Annotated in this window: 20 protein-coding genes; 8 read left to right on the top strand and 12 right to left on the bottom strand. The window is 59.1% G+C overall.

Annotation, left to right across the window (positions count from 1 at the left end; genetic code table 11):
• Nucleotides 1–25 precede the first annotated feature (25 nt).
• From IB250_RS26730 to IB250_RS26700, 7 genes are all read left to right on the top strand, one after another.
• Nucleotides 26–1,219, top strand: coding sequence for an SfnB family sulfur acquisition oxidoreductase (locus tag IB250_RS26730; RefSeq protein WP_192346539.1), 1,194 nt, complete (start codon nt 26–28; stop codon nt 1,217–1,219).
• On the top strand, nt 1,219–2,577 hold the full coding sequence (locus IB250_RS26725) for an LLM class flavin-dependent oxidoreductase (protein WP_192346537.1): 1,359 nt from the start codon (nt 1,219–1,221) through the stop codon (nt 2,575–2,577). Before IB250_RS26730 ends, IB250_RS26725 begins: the two co-directional genes overlap by 1 nt.
• A gap of 146 nt (nt 2,578–2,723) precedes the next feature.
• Nucleotides 2,724–3,533, top strand: coding sequence for a MetQ/NlpA family ABC transporter substrate-binding protein (locus tag IB250_RS26720; protein ID WP_192346535.1), 810 nt, complete (start codon nt 2,724–2,726; stop codon nt 3,531–3,533).
• 2 nt (nt 3,534–3,535) lie between these two features.
• Nucleotides 3,536–4,657 (top strand): methionine ABC transporter ATP-binding protein, encoded by a 1,122-nt coding sequence (locus IB250_RS26715; protein WP_192346533.1) that lies wholly within the window; start codon nt 3,536–3,538, stop codon nt 4,655–4,657.
• Entirely contained in the window at nt 4,647–5,291 is a 645-nt protein-coding gene (locus IB250_RS26710; RefSeq protein WP_019581723.1) for a methionine ABC transporter permease, read from the top strand. The genes IB250_RS26715 and IB250_RS26710 overlap by 11 nt, the downstream gene beginning before the upstream one ends.
• 559 nt (nt 5,292–5,850) lie before the next feature.
• Nucleotides 5,851–6,207: a DUF6124 family protein gene (locus IB250_RS26705; protein WP_007903130.1), complete on the top strand. Its 357-nt coding sequence runs from the start codon at nt 5,851–5,853 to the stop codon at nt 6,205–6,207.
• Between the two features lie 196 nt (nt 6,208–6,403).
• Nucleotides 6,404–7,030 (top strand): class I SAM-dependent methyltransferase, encoded by a 627-nt coding sequence (locus IB250_RS26700; RefSeq protein WP_192346531.1) that lies wholly within the window; start codon nt 6,404–6,406, stop codon nt 7,028–7,030.
• Nucleotides 7,031–7,165: 135 nt separating this feature from the next.
• Here the strand turns inward: IB250_RS26700 and IB250_RS26695 are convergent, their stop codons facing one another.
• From IB250_RS26695 to IB250_RS26685, 3 genes are read right to left on the bottom strand one after another with little or no spacing between them, the layout of a single operon-like run.
• Complete coding sequence (locus IB250_RS26695) at nt 7,166–10,216, bottom strand: efflux RND transporter permease subunit (RefSeq protein WP_192346530.1); 3,051 nt, start codon at nt 10,214–10,216, stop codon at nt 7,166–7,168.
• Nucleotides 10,213–11,280 carry an efflux RND transporter periplasmic adaptor subunit gene (locus IB250_RS26690; protein ID WP_192346528.1) on the bottom strand — a complete coding sequence of 356 codons (1,068 nt, stop codon included), beginning with the start codon at nt 11,278–11,280 and terminating at the stop codon, nt 10,213–10,215. The genes IB250_RS26695 and IB250_RS26690 overlap by 4 nt, the downstream gene beginning before the upstream one ends.
• A complete protein-coding gene (locus IB250_RS26685) occupies nt 11,277–12,380 on the bottom strand; it encodes an efflux RND transporter periplasmic adaptor subunit (protein WP_192346526.1) in 1,104 nt (367 codons plus the stop codon). The genes IB250_RS26690 and IB250_RS26685 overlap by 4 nt, the downstream gene beginning before the upstream one ends.
• A gap of 213 nt (nt 12,381–12,593) precedes the next feature.
• Here IB250_RS26685 and IB250_RS26680 point away from each other — a divergent pair, with 213 nt between their 5' ends.
• Nucleotides 12,594–13,754, top strand: a complete 1,161-nt coding sequence (locus IB250_RS26680; protein ID WP_192346524.1) for an AAA family ATPase — start codon at nt 12,594–12,596, stop codon at nt 13,752–13,754.
• A gap of 129 nt (nt 13,755–13,883) precedes the next feature.
• Here the strand turns inward: IB250_RS26680 and IB250_RS26675 are convergent, their stop codons facing one another.
• The 9 genes from IB250_RS26675 to IB250_RS26635 form a co-directional block, all read right to left on the bottom strand.
• The gene (locus IB250_RS26675) at nt 13,884–14,765 is read right to left on the bottom strand and encodes a transporter substrate-binding domain-containing protein (protein ID WP_192346522.1); all 882 of its coding nucleotides are present in this window, start codon (nt 14,763–14,765) and stop codon (nt 13,884–13,886) included.
• The gene (locus IB250_RS26670; RefSeq protein WP_192346520.1) at nt 14,762–15,544 is read right to left on the bottom strand and encodes an amino acid ABC transporter ATP-binding protein; all 783 of its coding nucleotides are present in this window, start codon (nt 15,542–15,544) and stop codon (nt 14,762–14,764) included. Before IB250_RS26670 ends, IB250_RS26675 begins: the two co-directional genes overlap by 4 nt.
• Nucleotides 15,541–16,200, bottom strand: coding sequence for an amino acid ABC transporter permease (locus IB250_RS26665; RefSeq protein ID WP_192346518.1), 660 nt, complete (start codon nt 16,198–16,200; stop codon nt 15,541–15,543). The genes IB250_RS26670 and IB250_RS26665 overlap by 4 nt, the downstream gene beginning before the upstream one ends.
• Complete coding sequence (locus IB250_RS26660) at nt 16,181–16,846, bottom strand: amino acid ABC transporter permease (protein ID WP_192346516.1); 666 nt, start codon at nt 16,844–16,846, stop codon at nt 16,181–16,183. Before IB250_RS26660 ends, IB250_RS26665 begins: the two co-directional genes overlap by 20 nt.
• A 561-nt stretch (nt 16,847–17,407) precedes the next feature.
• Nucleotides 17,408–18,190 (bottom strand): MetQ/NlpA family ABC transporter substrate-binding protein, encoded by a 783-nt coding sequence (locus IB250_RS26655; RefSeq protein WP_008009603.1) that lies wholly within the window; start codon nt 18,188–18,190, stop codon nt 17,408–17,410.
• A 276-nt stretch (nt 18,191–18,466) separates the two neighbouring features.
• A complete protein-coding gene (locus IB250_RS26650; protein ID WP_192346515.1) occupies nt 18,467–19,399 on the bottom strand; it encodes a sigma 54-interacting transcriptional regulator in 933 nt (310 codons plus the stop codon).
• 61 nt (nt 19,400–19,460) lie between these two features.
• On the bottom strand, nt 19,461–20,042 hold the full coding sequence (locus IB250_RS26645) for an alpha/beta hydrolase (protein ID WP_192346513.1): 582 nt from the start codon (nt 20,040–20,042) through the stop codon (nt 19,461–19,463).
• Between the two features lie 734 nt (nt 20,043–20,776).
• Nucleotides 20,777–21,103: a hypothetical protein gene (locus tag IB250_RS26640; protein ID WP_038978461.1), complete on the bottom strand. Its 327-nt coding sequence runs from the start codon at nt 21,101–21,103 to the stop codon at nt 20,777–20,779.
• Between the two features lie 247 nt (nt 21,104–21,350).
• On the bottom strand, nt 21,351–22,424 hold the full coding sequence (locus IB250_RS26635; RefSeq protein ID WP_192346511.1) for a fatty acid desaturase: 1,074 nt from the start codon (nt 22,422–22,424) through the stop codon (nt 21,351–21,353).
• Nucleotides 22,425–22,442: the final 18 nt, after the last annotated feature.

Below are 22,442 nucleotides of genomic sequence, written 5' to 3'. Positions count from 1 at the left end.
TTTGACCAGATCCCTGGAGAAACACATGACTCTTTCTCACCACGTCGCGGTCATCACCAGCGATGAGCAAGCCCTGATTGTCGCCAGTGACTTGGCCGACGATTTCAAACGCGACAGCGTCCTGCGCGACCGCGAGCGTCGTTTGCCGTACCCGGAGCTGGAAGTATTTTCCCGTTCGGGTCTTTGGGGCATCAGCGTGCCAAAGGAATACGGTGGCGCCGGGGTTTCCAACGTCACCCTGGCCAAGGTCATCGCGTTGATCGCCCAGGCCGACGGCTCTCTCGGACAAATCCCGCAGAACCATTTTTATGCCCTTGAAGTGCTGCGCGTAAACGGCACCGATGAGCAGAAAAAACGCCTGTATGCAGAAGTGTTGGCCGGCCAGCGCTTCGGCAATGCACTCGCGGAACTGGGCACCAAAACCGCCCATGATCGCGTCACCAGTCTGACTCGCGATGGCAACGGCTACCGCATCAACGGCCGCAAGTTCTACGCCACCGGCGCGATTTACGCCCAGCGCATCCCCACGTCAGTGGTGGACGAAAACGGCGTGCAGCAATTGGCCTTTGTCCCGAGCAACAGCAAAGGCCTGACGGTGATCGACGACTGGAGCGGTTTCGGCCAGCGCACCACCGGCAGCGGTTCGGTGGTGTTCGAGGATGTCTACGTCGCCGCCGAGGACGTGATCCCGTTTCAAAGCGCTTTCGAACGCCCGACCACTGTCGGCCCGCTGGCGCAGATTCTCCATGCCGCCATCGACACTGGCATCGCCCGCGCCGCGTATGAAGATGCGCTGCATTTTGTGCGCACCAAGACCCGGCCGTGGATCGACGCCACTCATGAAAAAGCCACCGAAGACCCGCTGACCATCAAGAGCTTCGGCCACTTGAGTATCCGTCTGCACGCCACCGAAGCCCTGCTGGAACGCTCCGGCGAATTCCTCGATCAGGCCCAGGCCGACACCAATGCCGAGACCGTCGCCGCCGCATCGATTGCCGTTGCCGAAGCCCGGGCCATCAGCACCGAAATCTCCCTCGCCGCCGGCAGCACACTGTTCGAACTGGCCGGCAGCCAGGCAACCCTGGCCGAACACGGCCTGGACCGCCACTGGCGCAATGCCCGGGTGCATACCCTGCACGACCCGGTGCGCTGGAAATATCACGCCATCGGCAACTACTACCTCAACGATGAAAACCCTCCATTGCGAGGGACCATTTGATGGCTGATGCCAAAAAGAAAATCCTGCTCAACGCGTTCAACATGAACTGCATCGGGCACATCAACCATGGCCTGTGGACCCATCCACGGGACACCTCGACCCAATACAAAACCATCGAATACTGGACTGAACTGGCTCAGTTGCTGGAGCGCGGACTGTTCGACGGTTTGTTCATCGCCGACATCGTCGGCGTGTACGACGTCTACCAGAACTCGGTAGACGTGCCGCTGAAAGAGTCGATCCAGTTGCCGGTCAACGACCCGCTGCTGCTGGTCTCGGCCATGGCCGCCGTCACCAAAAACCTCGGCTTCGGCCTGACCGCCAACCTGACCTACGAGCCGCCATATCTGTTCGCCCGGCGTATGTCGACGCTTGATCATTTGAGCCGTGGACGGGTCGGCTGGAACATCGTCACCGGCTACCTCGACAGCGCCGCCAAGGCCATGGGCCTGAGCGAGCAGGTGGAACACGACCGCCGCTACGATCAGGCCGACGAGTACCTGCAAGTGCTCTACAAACTCTGGGAAGGCAGTTGGGAAAACGGCGCGGTGCTCAACGACCGCGAGCAACGGATCTACGCCTTACCTGCGAAAGTGCACAAGGTCGAGCACAAGGGCGAGTTCTATCAGGTCGAGGGTTATCACCTTTGCGAACCGTCGCCGCAACGCACGCCGGTGCTGTTCCAGGCCGGCAGCTCCGATCGCGGTTTGCTGTTCGCCGGTCGGCATGCCGAGTGCGTGTTCATCAGCGGTCAGAACAAACCGGCGACCCGGGTTCAAGTGGACAAGGTGCGCGCCAGCGCCGTCGAGGCCGGGCGCAATCCCTGGGACATCAAGGTGTTCATGGGCTTGAACGTGATCGTTGGCGAGACAGAAGAGCTGGCCTGGGCCAAGCACGCCGAGTACCTGAGCTACGCCAGTGCCGAGGCAGGTGTGGCGCATTTTTCGGCGTCCACCGGGATCGACTTTTCCGAGTACGAACTCGACGAACCGATCCAGTACGTGAAGAGCAACGCCATCCAGTCCGCCACCAAGAACCTGCAAAACAACGACTGGACCCGCCGCAAACTGCTGGAACAACACGCCCTCGGTGGCCGCTACATCACCGTGGTCGGCTCGCCTGAGCAGGTGGCGGATGAGCTGGAATCGTGGATCGCCGAAACCGGCCTGGACGGCTTCAACCTGACACGGATCGTCACCCCGGAAAGCTATGTAGCTTTCATTGACCTGGTGATTCCGGAGTTGCAGCGCCGTGGGTCGTACAAGACCGCTTACGACGACGGCAGCCTGCGGGAAAAGCTGTTTCACGAAGGGGCGCATTTGCCTGAGCAACACACCGGTTCCCATTACCGACACTAACCCCCGACCCTGATCGTTCCCACGCTCTGCGTGGGAATGCAGCCAGTGACGCTCTGCGTCACCGCCGCAGGGACGCGGAGCGTCCCGGGAGGCATTCCCACGCGGAGCGTGGGAACGATCGCCTTAACTTGACTGGAAAACTCATCATGACCAAGAAACGCCTCTCCCACCCAGTCAAAGCACTGGCCCTGGCCCTCGGCCTCTTCAGCTCCATCACCTTCGCCGCCGACGCACCGCTGAAAGTCGGCACTACCGCCGCCTTCGCCATTCCCCTGGAAGCCGCCGTAGAAGAAGCCTCTAAACAAGGCCTGAAAGTCGAACTGGTGGAGTTCAGCGACTGGATCGCCCCCAACGTCAGCCTCGCCTCGGGCGACATCGACGTGAATTATTTCCAGCACATCCCGTTCCTGGAAAACGCCAAGGCCGCCGCCGGTTTTGACCTGGTGCCGTTCGCCCCAGGCATCATCAACAACGTCGGCCTCTACTCGAAGAAATACAGAAGCTTCGACGAGTTGCCCGAAGGCGCCAGCGTGGCCATCGCCAACGACCCGATCAACAGTGGTCGCGGCCTGCAACTGCTGGCCAAGGCCGGGCTGATCACCCTCAAACCGGGCGTCGGCTACAAGGCCACCGAAGAAGACATCACCGCCAACCCGAAGAAAATCAAAATCCTTCAGGTCGAGGCCGTGCAACTGGTGCGCGCCTACGACGATGCCGATCTGGTTCAGGGCTACCCGGCCTACATTCGCCTGTCGAAGACCTTCGATGCCAGTTCCGCCCTGCTGTTCGATGGTCTCGATCACAAGGAATACGTGATCCAGTTCGTGATCCAGCCGAAAAGCAAAACCGACCCGCGGCTGATCAAGTTCGTCGACATCTACCAGCATTCGCCCGCCGTTCGTGCAGCGCTGGATAAAGCCCACGGCAAGCTCTATCAAGCCGGTTGGGAAAGCTGAGCATGACGGCCGCGATCCAACGGCGACTGGAACTTCCGGAGCCACACAGCGCCACACAAACCGAACTGCACCCAGACCTCAATCGCGCCCATGTGCGTTTCATCGGCCTGGGCAAAACCTACAACGGCCAGCAAGGGCCGGTGGCGGCCCTGCACGGCATCGACCTGGCGATCCAGCGCGGCGAAGTGTTCGGCATCATCGGTCGCAGCGGCGCCGGCAAGTCATCGCTGATCCGCACCATCAACCGCCTCGAACAACCGAGCAGCGGGCGGGTGCTGATCGATCAGGTGGACATCGGCGAGTTCGACGAAGACCGCCTGGTGGCGCTAAGGCGACGGATCGGCATGATCTTCCAGCACTTCAATTTGATGTCGGCCAAGACGGTTTGGCAGAACGTCGAATTGCCGCTGAAAGTCGCCGGCGTACCCAAGGAAACGCGCCAGCAGAAAGTCCGCGAACTGCTGGAATTGGTCGGCCTGCAAGAGAAACACAAAGCCTACCCGGCGCAGCTGTCCGGCGGGCAGAAACAGCGCGTCGGCATCGCCCGCGCGCTGGTGCACGACCCGGAAATTTTGCTGTGTGACGAGGCGACGTCGGCGCTGGATCCGGAGACCACGCAATCGATCCTCGGCCTGCTGCGCGAGATCAATCAGCGCCTGGACCTGACCATCGTGCTGATCACCCACGAGATGGCGGTGATCCGCGATATCTGTGATCGGGTCGTGGTGCTGGAGCACGGGCGAATCGTCGAGCAAGGCCCGGTCTGGGAAGTCTTTGGCAACCCGCAACATGAGGTCAGCAAGACCTTGCTCGCGCCATTGCAACACGCTCTGCCGGAAGAACTGCAAAGCCATTTGCGGGCGCAGCCGCAGTCTTCGGATGCCGCTGTGGTGCTGCGTTTGCAATTCACCGGCAGCGCGAGCGAGGAGCCAGACCTGGCGGCGCTGTTCAACGCCCTCGGTGGCCGCGTGCGCTTGCTGCAAGGGGGCGTGGAGCGGATTCAGGGGCATGCGCTCGGGCAATTGCTGCTGGCGGTGACCGGCTCGTCCCTCGGCGTCGAGGAATTACGTCAGCGCGCCAGCCACTGGGCGCAACAGGTGGAGGTACTGGGTTATGTGGTTTGATCGGTTGCTTCAGGGTTTTATCGACACGTTTTTGATGGTGGGTGTGTCGTCGCTGATCGCGCTGCTGGCGGGCATTCCGTTGGCGGTGATTCTGGTCACCAGCACCAAAGGCGGGATCTACGAAGCACCGGCGCTGAATCGTGCGTTGGGCGCGTTCGTGAACCTGTTCCGCTCGATTCCGTTTCTGATTTTGATGGTGGCGCTGATTCCGTTTACCCGCCTGATCGTCGGCACCACGTATGGCGTTTGGGCAGCCGTGGTGCCGCTGACCATTGCGGCCACGCCGTTCTTTGCACGCATCGCCGAGGTCAGTTTGCGCGAGGTCGACCATGGGTTGATTGAAGCGGCGCAGGCGATGGGCTGCCGACGCTGGCATATCGTCTGGCATGTGCTGTTGCCCGAGGCGCTGCCGGGGATTGTCGGTGGTTTCACCATTACGTTGGTGACGATGATCAACTCGTCAGCCATGGCCGGGGCGATTGGGGCCGGTGGGTTGGGGGACATTGCTTATCGGTATGGGTATCAGCGCTTTGATAGCCAGATCATGCTGACGGTGATTGTGTTGCTAGTGGTGTTGGTGGCGGTGATTCAGTTGGGTGGGGATCGGTTGGCGCGTGGACTCAACAAGCGCTGATCGAGATAGCAGCCGCGATGCTCACCTTGTAGCAGCTGGCGAAGCCTGCGTTCGGCTGCGCAGCAGTCGTAAATACTGCTTTCACAGTCTTCCTGAAACACCGTGAACTCAGATTTCACGACTGCTTCGCAGCCGAACGCAGGCTTCGCCAGCTGCTACAGACCGCGTTACGTCTTAACTGACTGGCATTAAGACAATCCCCTCGCCGAAGCGTAAGTTTTCTCACAAGAAAATCAGAGTGCCAGCAGGCCCGATCCCTTTCATTTGCAGGACGTTTCCTAGATCATTCCGCTCGCTTGCGCCGACAGAATCTGGTGGCTAGTCTCGGTTCGTCACTGCAAATCAGTGATCGGGTTTAGTCGCCCGGATCTTTCTAGGCGCACAGCGCCACCTCATTTCAGGTGTTTTCATTGCCTGAAAGTTATGGTGGCTGTGCGCAGGGCACCCTCGGGTGCGCCGGGTTGCCTAGAGACCGGTCGACTAACCTGCGTGCAGCCGCCACCCCTGTTCGTTTAGTCGCGATATCGGTTGGCTCCAATTAGCTCTAGGAGTTTTACCTATGGAAAGAAGCATTCCCGATCCACCTCCCGATACATCCTCCAACAAAGCCTTCACCGACGACCTGCTCAAGGACCGTTCCGCGCTCTACCGTGCGATCGATTTCCACCTCACCGGCAAGCAGCCGACGGCGCCCGATGAATTACGCTTCTACAACGTCAGCAAAGACGTGAGCTTCGAAGACGCCCAGCTTTATGTGGCTGATCTGCTGCGCTGCGCCTCGGTCACGGCGTATCAGTGCGGCGATCAACTCAAGGGTGCCGATCGGGCATTGGTGTTCTCCGTCTGGCATTTGCTGGAGATTGCCAAGGCTATGGTTGATCGGTCCATTGAATGTCTGGGGATGAAACAGAGTTGAGTCTGGCTGAAGTCATTGGTCGCCAGTGATACCGCTTTCGCGAGCAAGCCCGCTCCCACATTCGATCTTCGGTGAACATGGAATTTGTGTTCGACGCGATCCATTGTGGGAGCGGGCTTGCTCGCGAATGGCTGCGCAGCAGCCCCCGGCGTCATGGCGTATATTCGGCTAATCCCAATTACCTGCGCAGCCAACCATGAAACAGACTCCCGACGACCTGGAGCAAATCACCTCCACCACCCTGGGCCATTACAACGCGGTGGCCGAGGACTTCCGTGAGGGCACTCGCGATCACGATGTCAGCCAGAATATCGACGCCCTGTTGCGGCATATTCAGGGTGAGGCGCCATTCAGCATTCTCGATTTTGGCTGTGGCCCTGGCCGTGATCTGAAAACCTTCACCCGCCTGGGCCACAGCGCCATCGGGCTCGACGGTTCTGAAAAGCTTGCACAGATGGCCCGGGAGGACAGTGGTTGCGAGGTCTGGCAGCAGGACTTTCTGAAACTCGATCTGCCGGCCGAACGCTTCGACGGGATTTTTGCCAATGCGGTGCTGTTTCACATTCCGAGTCAGGAGTTGCCTCGGGTGCTGAAGGAACTGCGCGGAGCGTTGAAACCGGGCGGTGTGTTGTTCAGTTCCAATCCTCGTGGCGAGAATCAGGAAGGCTGGAACGGGCCGCGTTATGGGGCTTATTACGATCTTCAGGTGTGGCAGCAAATGCTGACTGAAGCGGGGTTTGTGGAGCTTGAGCATTACTACCGGCCAACGGGGCTGCCGCGGGAGCAGCAGCCTTGGTTGGCGAGTGTTTGGCGTAAGGTGTAAGCAGCTCAAGTCTGAGGTGTCGGTACTGACGCTTTCGCGAGCAAGCCCGCTCCCACATTCGATCGCGTCCGTCTGGACAACTCGGTCGAATGTGGGAGCGGGCTTGCTCGCGAATAGAGCGCGCAGCGCTCGCCTCTATGCCTCTTTCTTCGGTTCGCGAACCTTGTACCAGGCCACGTACAGCGCCGGCAAAAACAGCAGCGTCAGCAAAGTCGCGATGATGATCCCGCCAATCATCGCGTAGGCCATCGGCCCCCAGAACACTTCCCGCGCAATCGGGATCATCCCCAGGCTCGCTGCCGCCGCCGTCAACAAAATCGGCCGACGCCGGTGTTCCGTGGCTTGCACCACCGCGTCCCACGGCGTGTAGCCGCTCTTCTCGAAAGAGTCGATCTGGGTCACCAGAATCACCGAGTTGCGGATGATGATGCCGATCAGCGCCAGAATCCCCAGGATGGCCACGAAGCCCATTGGCGTGCCGGTCGGGATCAGCGCCAGCACCACGCCGATCAACCCGAGCGGCGCGACGCTGGCCACCAGGAACAGCTTCTGCACGCTGTGCAACTGGATCATCAGGAAGGTCGCCATCAAAAACAGCATCAACGGCACCACCTTGGCAATCGGCCCCTGGGCCTTGCCGCTTTCCTCCACCGTACCGCCAGTGGCGACTTTGTAGCCCACCGGCAAACTGGCGGCGAACTTGTCGATGTCCGGCTTTAGCTGTTGCACCAGGTCGGTCGGCTGAATCTCGTCGCGCACCGCGGCCTTAATGGTGATGGTCGGTTTGCGATCACGACGCCACACCAGCGGCTGCTCGAGCTCATAACGCACCGTGGCAAACGCCAGCAGCGGAATCGACGTGCCGCTCGGGGTGACGATCTGCAAGTTCTCCAAGGTTTTCGGACTGCCGCGTTCGGCATCCTCGGCACGGCCCACCACGTTGATCAGGTAGATATCATCATCGACCTGCGTGACCGGTAAGCCGACGACGATGCTGTTCATCAGGTTCGCCACATCCTCCGATGACAGCCCCAGTTGCCGTGCCCGGTCTTGGGCGATGTCGATGCGCAAGACTTTGCCCGGCTCGTTCCAGTCGTAAATGATTTCGCCGATGTGAGAGTTCTTATCCAGCTCGGTGGCCAGGGCAATCGCATGTTTGCGCACCTGATCGATGTCTTTGCCGCTGACCCGGTACTGAATCGGTCGCCCCACCGGCGGGCCCATTTCCAGCGCCTGGACGTAACTGCCGACACCGACGAATTCTTCGCGCAGGCGCTTTTGCAAACGCTCGGTCAGGGCCGTGCGCGATTCCAGGCCTTTGCTGACGATCACCAGTTGCGCGTAGTACGGGTTCTGCAATTGCTGGTCGAGGGGCAGGTAGAAACGGATCGCCCCCTTGCCAATGTAAGTGCTCCAGCGCACGATGTCCGGGTCGTCCTTGAACGTCGCTTCGAGCTTGTCCACTACCTTGCGGGTTTCGTCGATCGAGGCGTTTTGCGGCAGGTTCAGGTCGACGAGAATTTCCGGGCGGTCGGAGGACGGGAAGAACTGGTTCTGCACGAACTGCATGGAAAACACCGAGAGCACAAACAGCGCCACGGTGATGCCGATGGCCCACCAGCGATTGCGCATGGCCCAGAGCAGGCCGCCATTGAACGCCCGACCGATGCGCCCAGGCTCTGCGTCGTGAGGTTTCACATTGGCGCTCAGAATATGCACACCGAGTACCGGGGCGAACAGCACGGCGACGATCCACGACACCAGCATCGCCACTGCGATCACCGCGAACAGCGTGAAGGTGTACTCACCGGCCGAGCTTGCGTTCAAGCCGATCGGCACAAAACCGGCGACGGTGACCAAGGTGCCGGTGAGCATCGGGAATGCGGTCGAGGTGTAGGCGAAGGTCGCCGCCTGCTCTTTGGTTTCGCCCATTTCCAGGCGCGTGACCATCATTTCCACGGTGATCATCGCGTCGTCCACCAGCAGGCCGAGGGCGATGATCAGCGCACCGAGGGAGATCCGCTGCATGGTGATGCCGCTGTATTCCATGAAGAGGAAGACCATCGCCAGCACCAATGGAATCGAACACGCCACCACCAGCCCGGCACGCACGCCAAGACTGACGAAGCTGACGATCAGCACGATCACCACGGCTTCGAACAGCGCACTGGTGAAACCGCCGACGGCTTCTTCCACCACTACAGCCTGGTCGGAAACGGTGTGTACACCGACGCCCACCGGCAGGTCCGCCGTCAGCTCATCCATGCGCAGGTGCAGCGCCTTGCCGAAGTCCTGAATGTTGCCGCCCTTTTTCATGGCGATCGCCAGGCCGATGGCTGGCTGGCCGTTGAAACGAAACTCCGGGGTGGCCGGGTCGACGTAGCCACGGCTGATGTTGGCGATGTCGGCCAGCCGGTAGAAGCGATCGTTGAGCTTCAGGTTGACATTGGCCAAGTCTTTTTCAGAGGCAAACTGGCCCGAGGTCCGCACCGAAATCCGCTCCGGACCGGCCTCGATCACCCCCGCCGGCGTTACCGCATTCTGTGATTGCAGGCTCTGCACCACTTGGCGCTGATCGATGCCGAGGGCGGCGAGTTTGCGGGTGGAAAAATTCAGGTACAGCACTTCATCCTGCTCGCCGACCATCTCGACCTTGCCCAACCCCGGGACTTCACGGATTTCGGCACGCACCTGTTCCACGTAATCGCGCAACTGGCGCATCGACAGGCCATCGGCGGTAAAGGCATACACCGAACCGAACACATCGCCGAACTCGTCGTTGAAACCCGGCCCTTGCAGGCCCTTCGGGAAGTCACCGCGAATGTCGTTGATCTTCTTGCGCACCTGGTACCAGATTTGCGGGATGTCCTTGGCACTGGTGGTGTCGAGCAGGTTAACGAAGACCGTTGATTCGCCGGGGCGGGTGTAGCTTTTCACGTAGTCGAGCGAGTCGAGTTCTTCGAGTTTTTTCTCGATCCGGTCGGTGACCTGCTTGAGGGTCTGTTCCTGGGTCGCGCCGGGCCAGCGAGTCTGGATCACCATGGTTTTGATGGTGAACGAGGGGTCTTCTTCACGACCCAGGTTCAGGTACGAGAACACGCCCATCAGCAGCGCGACGAACATCAAATACCAGACGAACGACTGATGTTTGAGGGCCCACTCGGATAAGTTGAAACTCCCTTTCATTGCGGGCTGTCCTCGTCGATTTTCACTTTCTGCCCCGGTTTGAGGCTGTTCACACCCGCGCTGACCACCCGCTCGCCGGTTTTCACACCGTTGGCCAGGACCACCGTGGCATCGGTCCGGCTGATCAGGCTGACCTCCCTTGGCGAAACGGTTTGCGTCTGTGGATCAACGACCCAGATCCGCAGTTTTCCATCGACCTCCTGCAGCGCGCTCACCGGCAGTTCGAGGCGCGGTTTGATCGCGGAGCTGAGAGTCACGCTGATCGCCGTGCCGAGGCGAAAGCCCGGTGGCGTATCGGCCAGGCTCAGGCGGGCGCGACGGGTGCGGGTCGCGCTTTGCGCCTGGGGTTCGATCTCGCGCACGATGGCAGTGCTGGTGATGCTCGGGTCCAGTTGTGAAGCCACCTGGAACACCACGTCGGCTGGCAACTGATCAACCAGGGTATCGGGCAGGTCGATCACCGCTTCCTTGATGTCCGGCTGCGCCAGGGTCACCACTTGCTGGCCGGCCGTGACCACTTGTCCGGCTTCGGCGTTCCACGCGGTGACGATGGCTTTGTGATCAGTGCGCAGCTCAACGTAGTTGAGTTGGTCCTTCGCCTGATCGACGGCGGCCCTGGCTTGATCGAGGGACGCCTGGGTGGTTTTCAGGTCGGTCTGGGCGATGTCCAGCTGCGCCTGCGCGCCAACCCCGCGATTGAACAGTTCCTGCTGACGCCGGGCGTTGGCCTGAGCGTTGATGAGCTGCGCCTGAACCCGCGCCAGATCACCCTGGGCGGAGCGCAACTGGTTCTGCTGATCGGTGGGGTCGAGGGTCGCGAGCAACGCGCCCTTCTGCACTTCAGCGCCGACATCGACGTTACGGCTGGCGATACGCCCCGGCACCCGGAAACCGACGTTGCTTTCGTAACGGGCCTGAATGCTGCCGGCAAACCGGCCGAGGTCTTCTTGATTGAGCGCCCTCACTTCCACCGACAACACCGGCCGAACCGGTTCTGGCGGCGCTTCCTCCTTGGAACAGGCGACCAGCAACAAACCGGCGGACAACAGCAACAGGCGCTTCATGGCTGGGCTCCTGTCGCTGGGGGCTGGTAGGTGTTTTCGACAATCTCCACGCGCACGCCCGGATGCAGTAACTGGCCGCCCGCAGTGACGACTTTTTCGCCCCCGTTGAGGCCAGCGCTGACAATGACTTTGCCAGTCAGGTAACGACCGACGGTGACGGTGTGCAATTGCGCCTTGCCCTCGGCGTCCACCAGCCACACGGCCGGTTCACTGACGTTTTTGGTCAGGGCCGACCAAGGTAGTTCTACCGCGGTTTTACCGACTGGCTTGGCGGTGGCGCTCACCACCGAGCCGAGTTGCATGCCCTCGGGAAGACTGTCCAGGGTGACTTTGACTTGCACCGTGCCGGTCTGCGCGGACACGGCTGGCGTGACTTCCCGAACGGTGCCCGTGGTCTTGATTTTCGGGTTGTCGAGCAGGCTGACCACAATCGATCTATCCGACGGTGGCTCAGTCAGCAGTGATTCGTACACGTTGAACACCGCGTCACGCTCGCCGTCCCGGGCCAGGCTGAAAATCGGCACTGTGGCTTGTACCACTTGGCCGACTTCAGCCTGGCGCGCGGTAATCACCCCCGGCGCATCGGCAATCAACGCGGTGTAGCTCAGTTGATCACGGGCGTTGGCCAACTGCGCTTGAGCAGCGGTCAATGCACTCTGACTGCTGCGCAAGGCGGCTTGGGCGGAGTCGTATTCGCTCTGGCTGGTGTAGCCCTTGGGCAGGAGTTTTTGTTGGCGAACGAAGGCGGCGGCGGTTTGTTTGACCCGCGCCTGTTCGGCAACGACCTGGGCCTGGGCCGAGTCGACGCTGGTTTGCAGGTCTTTGGGATCGAGCTTGGCCAGCACTTGTTTGGCCGAAACCCGGTCACCGACGTCGACCATGCGCTGGATGATCTTGCCGCCCACGCGAAACGACAGTTCGGTTTGTACTCGCGCCTGGACGTCGCCGGTGAGTGTCACTGCAGCGGCGTAATCGGTTGGCTTGACCTCTTGCACGAAGACTCGTGGGCGGTCCTTCTCGACGGGCTTTTTATCGCCACAGGCGGTCAGCAGGGCGATGAGGCTCAGGCCAACCATGAATTTCAATCCGGGACCTGCCATGCAAACTCCTTTGCGTTGTACAAACCTGCCAGTGACGATACGACTGTGAGCTTAGAACAGCGTTCCACGTCTGCACGAGCGATCCTTATACTCCACTGATCGTTCCCATGCTCTGCGTGGGAACGCCGCCATGGACGCTCTGCGTCCACTGTGACGCGGAGCGTCACGGGATGCATTCCCACGCGGAGCGTGGGAACGATCAATGAGGAACTCATGCTCAAAACCCTCGCGGTGGCCAATTACCGCTCGATCAATAAATTGGTGATTCCGCTTGGCCGGTTGAACCTGATCACCGGTCCCAACGGCAGCGGCAAGTCCAACCTATACCGCGCCTTGCGCCTGCTGGCGGAAACCGCTCAGGGCGGGGTGGTCAATGCGTTGGCCCGCGAGGGTGGGCTGGATTCGACGTTCTGGGCAGGTCCGGAAAACATCACCCGACGCATGCGCAATGGTGAAGTCCGGATCCAGGCGACCGTGAGACACGGCGCCAAACGCCTGCGTCTGGGGTTTGCCGGTGAAGATTTCAGCTACTCGATCGCGCTGGGCTTGCCAGAGCCAAGTCACTCCGAGTTTTCTCTGGACCCGGAAATCAAAAAGGAATGCATCTGGTCCGGGCCGTTCTATCGACCGGCCAGCCTGTTGGTGGATCGCGATGGCCCGCTGATCCGCGCTCGGGTCGGTCGCGACTGGGAAGTACTGGCCCAGCACACGCCGAACTTCGACAGCCTGTTCGATCAGGTCGGTAGCTTGCGCACCTCGCCGGAAGTCTTGCAGCTGCGTGAGTTCATCCGCCGCTGGCGCTTCTACGACCACTTTCGCAGCGACGCCGACGCGCCAGTGCGCCAACCGCAACTGGGCACCCGCACGCCAGTGTTGCACCACGACGGTCGCGACCTCGCTGCAGCGTTACAGACCATCCGCGAAATCGGCGATCCCGAAGCTTTGCAGGCAGCGATCAGCGATGCATTCCCCGGCGCAACGTTGAACATTGCGCCGCTGCAGGGCGGACGGTTTGCAATCGAGTTTTATCAGGAAGGGTTGTTGCGGCCGTTGTCCGCCGCCGAGTTATCGGATGGGACGTTGCGCTATTTGTTGCTGGTTGCGGCATTGCTGACCCCTCGGCCGCCGACGTTGATGGTGTTGAACGAGCCGGAAACCAGTCTGCATCCAGACCTGCTGCCGGCGTTGGCGCGGTTGATCATTCGAGCGTCCGAGCAGTGTCAGGTATGGGTGGTGTCCCATGCGCGACGGTTGATCTCGGCGTTGCAGCAAGACCCGGAATGCAATTGCATTGTGCTGGAGAAGGATTTCGGCCAGACCGGGATAGTCGGGCAGCGGATGCTGGATGAGCCGGCGTGGTATTGGCCGGATTGAGACACATTGATCGTTCCCACGCTCTGCGTGGGAATGCAGCCAGTGACGCTCTGCGTCACAGCCGCAGGGACGCGGAGCGTCCCGAGAGGCATTCCCACGCAGAGCGTGGGAACGATCATCTGAAGCAAATCACCCCTGCCACTTCCCACCCTCGACAATCACGCTCTCAGGCTTGGTGTCATCGCTCAATTCCTTGCGCACATACTGGTCATACAGTTTGAGCAAAAACTTCTCCTCACCCAACTTCGCCAACTCCACATTCACCCAATCGCGCAGTTCAATATTGCCCTTCTTCACCGCCGGTGCGATCGGCGCTTCGGCACCCAGTTTTTCCTCCAGCACACGGTAACCGGGGTTCTGCTTGGCCCAGCTGAACAGCACCAGATTGTCCTGCGCATAAGCGTCGCCGCGACCATTGGCCAGGGCTTGCAAAGACTCGGAGTTTTTCTCGAACTTCAGCAGTTTCCAGTCCGGATGATTCTTGGTCAGCCAGATATCCGCCGTGGTGCCCGTGGTCACGATGGTGGTGCGGGTCGCCAGGTCATCAAGGTTCTTCACCGAACTCGCCTGTGGCACCAACGCCTGCACCGCGACCTTGAGGTTCGGATTGGTGAAGTCCACCGCGTCCTTGCGCTCCGGGGTGACGGTCATGTTGGCCAGGATCAGGTCGACCTTGTCGCTTTGCAGGAACGGAATCCGACTCGCCGGCTCCACCGCAACGAATTCGACCTTGTTCTCATCACCCAACAGATCCTTGGCGAATTGACGACCGATATCAGTATCGAACCCCACATAGCGTCCGGCCTCATCGACAAAACCGAACGGCGGTTTATCAGTGAAGACGCCGACGATCAGCTTGTCCCGGGCTTTGATTTTTTCCAGATAACCAGCCGGTGCGGTGCTGACGCTGGCGGCTTTCGGCTTTGTCGGTTCTTCGGTTTTGTTGCAGCCGGCCAGCAGCGCCAGACCGAACAGGGGGAGTAGCAGCAGAGAAGACTTGGCAGTTTTCATGACAGTTCCAGTTCCTTTGTTTGAGTCGTTTTGGGTAGTGCGGCGACGTAGGAGAACTTCTCCAGGAACTGCTGCGCTCGTGCGGTTTGCGGGTTCGTAAAGAAAATCTCGGGAGGGTGTTGCTCAAGGATGCGCCCGGCATCCATGAACACGATGCGGTCGGCCACCGCACGGGCGAAGGCCATTTCGTGGGTGACGATCAGCAGGGTCATGCCCTCGCGGGCCAGGCCCTGAATCACTTCGAGCACTTCCTTGACCATTTCCGGATCGAGGGCGGCGGTGACTTCGTCGAAGAGCATGACCTTGGGGTTCATGCACAGCGAACGGACGATAGCGATGCGTTGCTGCTGGCCGCCGGAGAGCTGGCGCGGGAAGGCGTCGCGCTTGTCCAATAGACCCACGCGCTCCAGCAAAGCCTCGGCCTGTGCGCGGGCTTCACGACGTTCGCGTTTCTGCACCTTGAGTGGGCCGAGCAACAGGTTGTCGAGCACACTCATGTGTGGGAACAGGTGGTAGCTCTGGAACACCATGCCGATCTGCTGACGCACTTCGCGCCAGTCGGTGCCCTTGTCCAGCAACTCGCGCCCAGCAAAATTCAAGCTGCCGCTGTGAGCGGCTTCCAGGCCGTTGAGGCAGCGCAGCAAGGTGCTTTTACCACAGCCGCTGGGGCCGAGGATGACGATCACCTCGCCCGGTTTCACTTGCAGGTCGATGCCGTTGAGCACCTGCTGCTCGCCGAAAAACTTGTTGAAACCCTTGAACTCGATCAATGCACTCATGCTTGCGTCCAGCGCCGCTCCAGCACGCGCGAGGCGGCCGACAGCGGGTAGCAGATGAAAAAGAAAAACAGAAACAGCGCGCCGTAGATCAGCACTGATTCGTAGGTGCGTTCGATGATCTGCTGTCCGACCTTGATCACATCCACCACGCCGATCAGCACCGCCAGCGAGCTGGTCTTGATGATGCGCGTGTAGACGTTGATGGTCGGCGGCGTCATGCGCTTCAAGGCTTGAGGCAGCAGCACGTAGCCGTAGAGTTGCGGGCCATCCAGGCCAATCGACAACCCCGCCTCACGCTGGCCGCGCGGCAACGAATGCAAGGCGCCGCGCACCACTTCACCGACTTCGCTGGCACCCCATAGCGACAACACCAGCACCGCGCACCAGAAGCTGGGAATGCTCAGCCCAAAAAAGATCGGCAAGCCAAAGAACAGCAAATACAACCAGACCAGCACCGGGATTGCCCGGAACAGCTCCAGATAGACCCGCAGAAACCCGTTGAGCCATTTCGAATTCAGCGTGCGCAACACACCGTAAAGTACGCCGCCGACGGTGCTGAAGGCGATGCTCAGAAAAGAGATCGACAGGGTTTGCGCAGCACCTTTGCCCAGTTGCGGCAACGACACCCAGAGCAACTCAAGACCCGAACTGGCCATGCTGGAGCCTCCTTTCCAGACGGCTGAGCAGCAGCGATAACGGCAAAAACAGCAGCACGCAGATCAGTGTCAGCACGGCGAGCATTTCGTAGGTTTTGTAGTAAAGCGCGATGTAGCTCTTGGTGGTGTAGAGAATCTCCGGCACCGCCACCGCCGAGACCACGGTGGTTTCCTTGAGCAGGAAAATGAAATTGGCGAACAGCGACGGCAGGCTGAGGATGCAGGCCTGCGGCAGAATCACGTAGCGCAGCAATTGCCCGTGGGACAGGCCAATGGAGCGGCCGGACTCAAGTTGCGCCTGGGGCACCGCATCCACGCCGGCACGCAGGACTTCGGTGAGGTAGGCGCCGCCAAGGAAAGTCATGGTGATGATCGCCGCCGCGAAGCCCGAGACTTTGATGCCCAGCGCCGGCAAGGCGAAGTAGACGAAGAACAACTGAATCAGCAGTGGCGTATTGCGTGCCAGCTCCACGTACAGCCCGACCAGGCGTTGCAGGCAGGGTGTGCGAAACACCAGAATCGTCGCGTTGATCAGCGCCACCAGCAACGAAGTGCCGATGGCGATAAAACCGACCTGCAGTGTCACGCCCACCGCTTTGAGAAACGCCGGCAGGGTGCTGAGGATAAACGCGTAATCGAAAGTCATTGAACATCCTGTACGCCGCTCGGTAAGCGACGATGGCGCAGTCCATGGGCAGTGGATAACCACCCGGCAGGCACCGACTTTAAAGGTATAAAAAGTAGAATTTAAATACCTTTAAAGCATATTGATATCACGCAAAAGACTATCCTGCGAATTTGCCGAGACTGGGGAAGACGACTATTTTTCTTTCAGCTGTAGGACGGATCTTTTTTTCGAAAAGCCCCTCCAAGGACGTGCAGCTTTTGGCCAGACTCCCCCCGGCCGAACCATCCAAGGAAGAGAAAATGGCTGACGTAAAATTTCCGCAGCGGCTGGATCCGCAAGACATCGTGAAATTGCTGGTGGCGTTGCGCAAGGCGTTGAAGGCGCGGGCGGCCTGAAACTTTAAAGCAAAAGATCGCAGCCTCGTTTCACTCGACAGCTCCTACAGGGATACGCATTTCAATGTAGGAGCTGTCGAGTGAAACGAGGCTGCGATCTTTTGATCTTGGCGCACATAAAAAACGCCGACGCTGTATCAGCCGTCGGCGTTGAAACCTTGAAGGGGTTTGAGACTGCGGCCGATCAGAACGCCGGCAGTACCGCGCCGCTGTACTTCTTGGCGATGAATGCCTTCACTTCCGGGCTGGTCAGGGCCTTGGCCAGTTTCTGGATGGCAACGCTGTCCTTGTTGTCTGGACGCGCCACCAGGAAGTTCACGTAAGGCGAATCGGCACCTTCGATCACCAGTGCATCTTTAGCCGGGTTCAGACCCGCGTCCAGCGCGTAGTTGGTGTTGATCATGTCCAGGTCGACCTGGTCCAGAACACGCGGCAGCATGGCCGATTCCAGTTCCTTGAACTTGAAGTTGTGCGGGTTCTTGGCGATGTCTTTCGGTGTGGCCACGGCGTTCTTCGGGTCTTTCAACTCGATCAGGCCAGCCTTCTGCAGCAGGATCAGGGCACGGCCACTGTTGCTGCCTTCGTTCGGGATGGCGATGGTTGCGCCGTCTTTCAGCTCCGCCAGGCTTTTGACTTTCTTCGAGTAGCCGCCGAAGGGTTCGACATGCACGCCGATCACGGTCACCAGGTTAGTGCCTTTGCCTTCGTTGAAGTTTTTCAGGTACGGCAGGGTTTGGAAGTAGTTGGCGTCCAGACGCTTCTGGTCGACCTGCACGTTCGGCTGAACGTAGTCGGTGAAGACTTTGATCTCCAGGTCCACGCCTTCTTTGGCGAGGGTCGGCTTGATCAGTTCAAGGATCTCGGCATGTGGAATCGGGGTCGCCGCCACCACCAGTTTCTCGCCAGCCTGGGCCAGGCCCGCGGTCAGGGCAGCCGCCAATGCGGTAAACAACAGAACCTTTTTCATGCAGTGTCCTTATCGAAATTCGCGGCCATCATCGACGACGGCTAAACAGTCAGGTGGTTTTTGTTAAGTGCCAGTGATGTGCTATCGCTGGCGTGACGCGGACAATACCGGGATTTTTTATTCCCTAACAATATCTTTTATTCACTTTCATATTCCATTTTGTTCATACAACCGCCACGCCCGATGTAGGAGCTGCCGAAGGCTGCGATCTTTTGATTTTGGCGATTTAAAAGGCACCGAAAATCAAGATCAAAAGATCGCAGGCTGCGCCAGCTCCTACACAAGCCCGGTGTCTGTGAGCAGTTTTTTCAAGGCGTCTTTTTCGGCGACGGAACCGTTGCCAAGAATCTGTTTGAGTTGCTGCTCGATCGTCACCAGCGACACAGCCGCCTCGGGCAAATTCAAATGCTCCGGCAAAATCTCATCGCCCGTACTCACCAACAACGCAAAGTGGATGACGTTCTCCAGCTCCCGGGTGTTGCCCGGCCAACTGTGCTGCTCCAGCAGATGCTGTGCGGCTTCGCTGATCAATGGCACCGGCAGGTTGAGGCGTTGGCTGTAGATGCCGAGGAAGTATTCGGCCAGCGACAAAATATCGCCCACCCGTTCGCGCAAGGCCGGCAGTTCGAGCTGGCCTTCGCTGAGGTAGTGATAGAGCCGCTCATGGAATTTTCCGGCAGCCACGGCCTGAGCCAGATCGATGCTGGTGGCGGCCACCAGACGTACGTCCACCGGGCTTGGCTGCTGAGCACCGACGCGAGTGACCTCGTGGTTTTCCAGGGCTGCGAGCAGCTTGATCTGGATTGGCAACGGCAAGTCGCCGATTTCGTCCAGATAGAGCGTGCCGCCATTGGCCGAACCGAACCAGCCAGCGCGACTGCTGGCCGAACCGCTGTAACTGCCGGCGGCATAGCCGAACAGTTCAGCGTCGGCGTAGGTCGGGCTGATCGCCCCGCAATTGACTGACACGAACAATCCACCACGGTCGCTGGCGCGATGGATGTGCCGCGCCAGCAGTTCTTTACCGCTGCCGGTTTCACCGCGGATCAATACCGAGATCGAACGTGGCGCCAGTTGTTCCAGCTCCTGGCGCAACTGCCGGGAACGCGGATCGACGAACACCAGCGCCTTGGCGCGAATGCTCAGCGGGCTTTTTTCCGCGTCAGGAAAGGTCAGCAGCGGCTGACCGAAGGTTTCATGCAAGCTCATGGCAGACTCCCGCCCCAGAACCGCCGGGAGGCGGGGGCGTTTTCTTAAAAAAACAAAGGGTTCAAGCGCGACGCAGGGCGTGTTGTTCCATGCGATTTTGCAGACGATAGAGGTACGCAAAACCTTGCTCCCAGCGCTGGTGACCGGACTTCACGTTGATGTGCCCGGCCCCCGATAAAATCCCCGCCTCGGCGCCCCAGTTACGTGCCAGCTCAAGCGCTCGTGGCGCACTCACTGCACTGTCGTTGTCGGAGCAGACGACCTGGCTCGGGAATGGCAGCAAATGAGTCGGGATCGGTGCAAAGTTACGCAAGGCCGGTGCACAGGCCGGGCGCTCGACGTCCGCTGGCGCGACCAGCAAAGCACCACGCACCTGACGCAGAAAATTCAGTGGCGCCGTGGCCGCCCAATGGGCGACGGTGATGCAGCCCAGGCTGTGGGCGATCAGAATCACTGGCGTGCTGTCGGCGGCAATCGCCTCGGCAAGTGCCGCGACCCAGTCCTCACGACGAGGCGTCAGCCAGTCGGCCTGCTCCACCCGCGCACTGTTTGGCAGGCTGTTCTGCCAATGGGTTTGCCAATGATCTTCTGGCGATCCTTGCCAGCCCGGCACAATCAGGTAGCGAATTGATTCGTTGCGCATGGGGGAGCTCTCCTGCTGCGTGTCTGTTCGGGACCGAGTATAGGGAGGAGAGTTATATTCGCTAAGGAATAAGAAGCTATTTGTTAAGATCAGTATCGAATATACAAATCACCTGTGGGAGCGAGCTTGCTCGCGATAGCGGTAGATCAGTCACCATCAATGTTGAATGTGACGACGCCATCGCGAGCAAGCTCGCTCCCACAGGGTTTGGTGTTTGCCCGGAATAAAAAAAGGGGCCGTACCCTGCCAAGGAGACGGCCCCGGAAATCAAAAATCTGTTAACGCGCCGCGGAGCCTGCCGCACTGATGCCCTCGTGCAAAATGTTTTAGCGCGAAAAGGTTTCGGTTCAATGAACCTTGAGATCGATGGGCACATCGTCCGAGCGCCGCCGGTGGCTACTCGGCCACTTTGGGAACCGGTTTTTTGGCTTGGGGTGAATCATTAGGTCAAATGCTTATTTCCTAAAGGAATATTTAAATCTATAAATATATCAATATAGAATATAAAAAAACACACCAAAGCCACGTCCTACAAGGCTTGTAGCCAAACAGGCGAAAGGCTATGTTTTTTCAAGTATTGAAATTGTTCGTGAATGGCGTGAGATTTACGAGAGAACCGAGGCCGCACACAATCAAAAGCAACTAAAATTTGGCGAAAGCTAGTTGAATTATGTTCATAACGACAGGCTGATGCATCTTTTAATTCATCAGCCTGTCGATAACTACCTCAAGGCTTACTGTTTGACGAATTCACCAGCCAATCCCACTACGTCCCCATCAAAGTTATTGCGCGAACCCACAGCCCGGAGTCGGGAATAGTTGTGGTCCGGCGAGAACAATGTCCAGGCCTGGTAGCCGGTGCCATCATTCAAAGCGGCCAAGGTGATGATGGTCGGTTGCCCGGTACTATTCTGGAAGTGGTAGTGCCCATAACTGACATCGTAATTCACACCGCCCTGGCTCAGTTTTCCACTGAAGGTGCCATTCGAATCATTACCATCGGTAATAACCAATTGGGCGCCAGAGTTAGAGTTCACATAAGTACCATTAATGCTCGACATGGTTCGAATTCCTTTATCGTTTAATAAGTATCTTCCGATGAGAGCAAGTTTCCTCCTGGAAACTCACGACACTGAGCATGGTTCGCCCCTTGGACTTTGTCCACGCAAAAAGATGTTATTTACCTACAAAAATGCAATAAGCACTATGCATACACTTCATAACTTATTCCAATCCAAGTACCCGTTATTTCTCTTGGTACTAAGTCAACAGTCATAACGATCGGTCGCATACCTCAAGTACCCATCATCAAGTCCGAACAGTGCGCAACTCATCCCCCACCACTCCATTCTTGCGAACAAACCGGTTCGCCCGCCCGAATGTCCCGAAATCATTGAACCGCACGCCCATCTCGCGCATCACTTTATGCGCCACCGGCACGGTCATCTGCCGGATGTAGAACGGCTCCTTCACCACAAAGTGATGGATCCCGTGGCTGCTGCCGAAGTTGAAGCAGAACGCCTGCAACGGCCACATCCACCAAGGGTTCAACACCTGAGTCTGCTGGATCACATTGCCGGGCTCCACGTCACCGAAGTAGTGCATGTTCGAGCTGACAAAGTGCAGGCAGAACGTGCGCAACACATTCGGACCGATGATCACCACGGCCGCGATGTCGATCACCTGCATCACCGCCAAAGTAGTCGCTGACCATTCGATAGGCGCACCCAGCAGATGCGCAATGCCGTTGGCGGCGTGAAAACCGAGAAACCCGTACCACGCCCCCCAATGCACCAGCGCCAGCGGTGCGTAAACCTTCAGAAAACGCTTGATGATGCTGAACTTGTGCGCCCGGGTCTTGGCCCGCAGCATGCGGATGAACGCTGACATCACGTTGTCGCCGACCATCAATAGCCGCGCGATTCCCCACCGCTCACCGTTGGTGATCGCCCGCTCTTCCATGTCGGCTTCGGTGCCGGACACCTTATGGTGATTGAGGTGCAAATGACGGCGGATCCAGGGATTGATGGTGCTCGGTCGCGCCAGCCATACCAGGCCCATCATCAGGTTGTGCGGCACGCGCTGTTTGCGGAAGTACATGCTGTGGATCAGGTCATGCTCCAGCTCATGGGTCAGCGAGGCGAAAAACCCGTTGAGCAACAGGCATACCCACCAGGCCATATACCCGGTGATGTACAGCGCTGCGGAACCGATCATCCCGGCCAACGCGAAGGCCAGAATGCCCGCGCCCAGGGCGTCCTGATGGTTGAGAATCGGGTAGCGCTGGCGCAGTTCAACGCCTTTAGCCAATACCACCTGGCGAATATGCGCTGATCGCTGTGCTGCATTCAGTCGCTGGGGACTTGCACAAGTACCGTCCATGCTTCCATCCTCTGGTTA

The sequence above is a fragment of the Pseudomonas sp. PDM09 genome (assembly GCF_014852305.1).
Lineage (GTDB): Bacteria > Pseudomonadota > Gammaproteobacteria > Pseudomonadales > Pseudomonadaceae > Aquipseudomonas.
The sequence above is the reverse complement of the archived record's forward strand: the minus strand, read 5'-3'. Positions and strand labels throughout refer to the sequence as shown.

Bases quoted from the DNA above. Each gene is read 5' to 3' on its own strand.
- IB250_RS26730 (WP_192346539.1), top strand. From the start codon at position 26: ATGACTCTTTCTCACCACGTCGCGGTCATCACCAGCGATGAGCAAGCC.
- IB250_RS26725 (WP_192346537.1), top strand. From the start codon at position 1,219: ATGGCTGATGCCAAAAAGAAAATCCTGCTCAACGCGTTCAACATGAAC.
- IB250_RS26720 (WP_192346535.1), top strand. From the start codon at position 2,724: ATGACCAAGAAACGCCTCTCCCACCCAGTCAAAGCACTGGCCCTGGCC.
- IB250_RS26715 (WP_192346533.1), top strand. From the start codon at position 3,536: ATGACGGCCGCGATCCAACGGCGACTGGAACTTCCGGAGCCACACAGC.
- IB250_RS26710 (WP_019581723.1), top strand. From the start codon at position 4,647: ATGTGGTTTGATCGGTTGCTTCAGGGTTTTATCGACACGTTTTTGATG.
- IB250_RS26705 (WP_007903130.1), top strand. From the start codon at position 5,851: ATGGAAAGAAGCATTCCCGATCCACCTCCCGATACATCCTCCAACAAA.
- IB250_RS26700 (WP_192346531.1), top strand. From the start codon at position 6,404: ATGAAACAGACTCCCGACGACCTGGAGCAAATCACCTCCACCACCCTG.
- IB250_RS26695 (WP_192346530.1), bottom strand. From the start codon at position 10,216: ATGAAAGGGAGTTTCAACTTATCCGAGTGGGCCCTCAAACATCAGTCG.
- IB250_RS26690 (WP_192346528.1), bottom strand. From the start codon at position 11,280: ATGAAGCGCCTGTTGCTGTTGTCCGCCGGTTTGTTGCTGGTCGCCTGT.
- IB250_RS26685 (WP_192346526.1), bottom strand. From the start codon at position 12,380: ATGGCAGGTCCCGGATTGAAATTCATGGTTGGCCTGAGCCTCATCGCC.
- IB250_RS26680 (WP_192346524.1), top strand. From the start codon at position 12,594: ATGCTCAAAACCCTCGCGGTGGCCAATTACCGCTCGATCAATAAATTG.
- IB250_RS26675 (WP_192346522.1), bottom strand. From the start codon at position 14,765: ATGAAAACTGCCAAGTCTTCTCTGCTGCTACTCCCCCTGTTCGGTCTG.
- IB250_RS26670 (WP_192346520.1), bottom strand. From the start codon at position 15,544: ATGAGTGCATTGATCGAGTTCAAGGGTTTCAACAAGTTTTTCGGCGAG.
- IB250_RS26665 (WP_192346518.1), bottom strand. From the start codon at position 16,200: ATGGCCAGTTCGGGTCTTGAGTTGCTCTGGGTGTCGTTGCCGCAACTG.
- IB250_RS26660 (WP_192346516.1), bottom strand. From the start codon at position 16,846: ATGACTTTCGATTACGCGTTTATCCTCAGCACCCTGCCGGCGTTTCTC.
- IB250_RS26655 (WP_008009603.1), bottom strand. From the start codon at position 18,190: ATGAAAAAGGTTCTGTTGTTTACCGCATTGGCGGCTGCCCTGACCGCG.
- IB250_RS26650 (WP_192346515.1), bottom strand. From the start codon at position 19,399: ATGAGCTTGCATGAAACCTTCGGTCAGCCGCTGCTGACCTTTCCTGAC.
- IB250_RS26645 (WP_192346513.1), bottom strand. From the start codon at position 20,042: ATGCGCAACGAATCAATTCGCTACCTGATTGTGCCGGGCTGGCAAGGA.
- IB250_RS26640 (WP_038978461.1), bottom strand. From the start codon at position 21,103: ATGTCGAGCATTAATGGTACTTATGTGAACTCTAACTCTGGCGCCCAA.
- IB250_RS26635 (WP_192346511.1), bottom strand. From the start codon at position 22,424: ATGGACGGTACTTGTGCAAGTCCCCAGCGACTGAATGCAGCACAGCGA.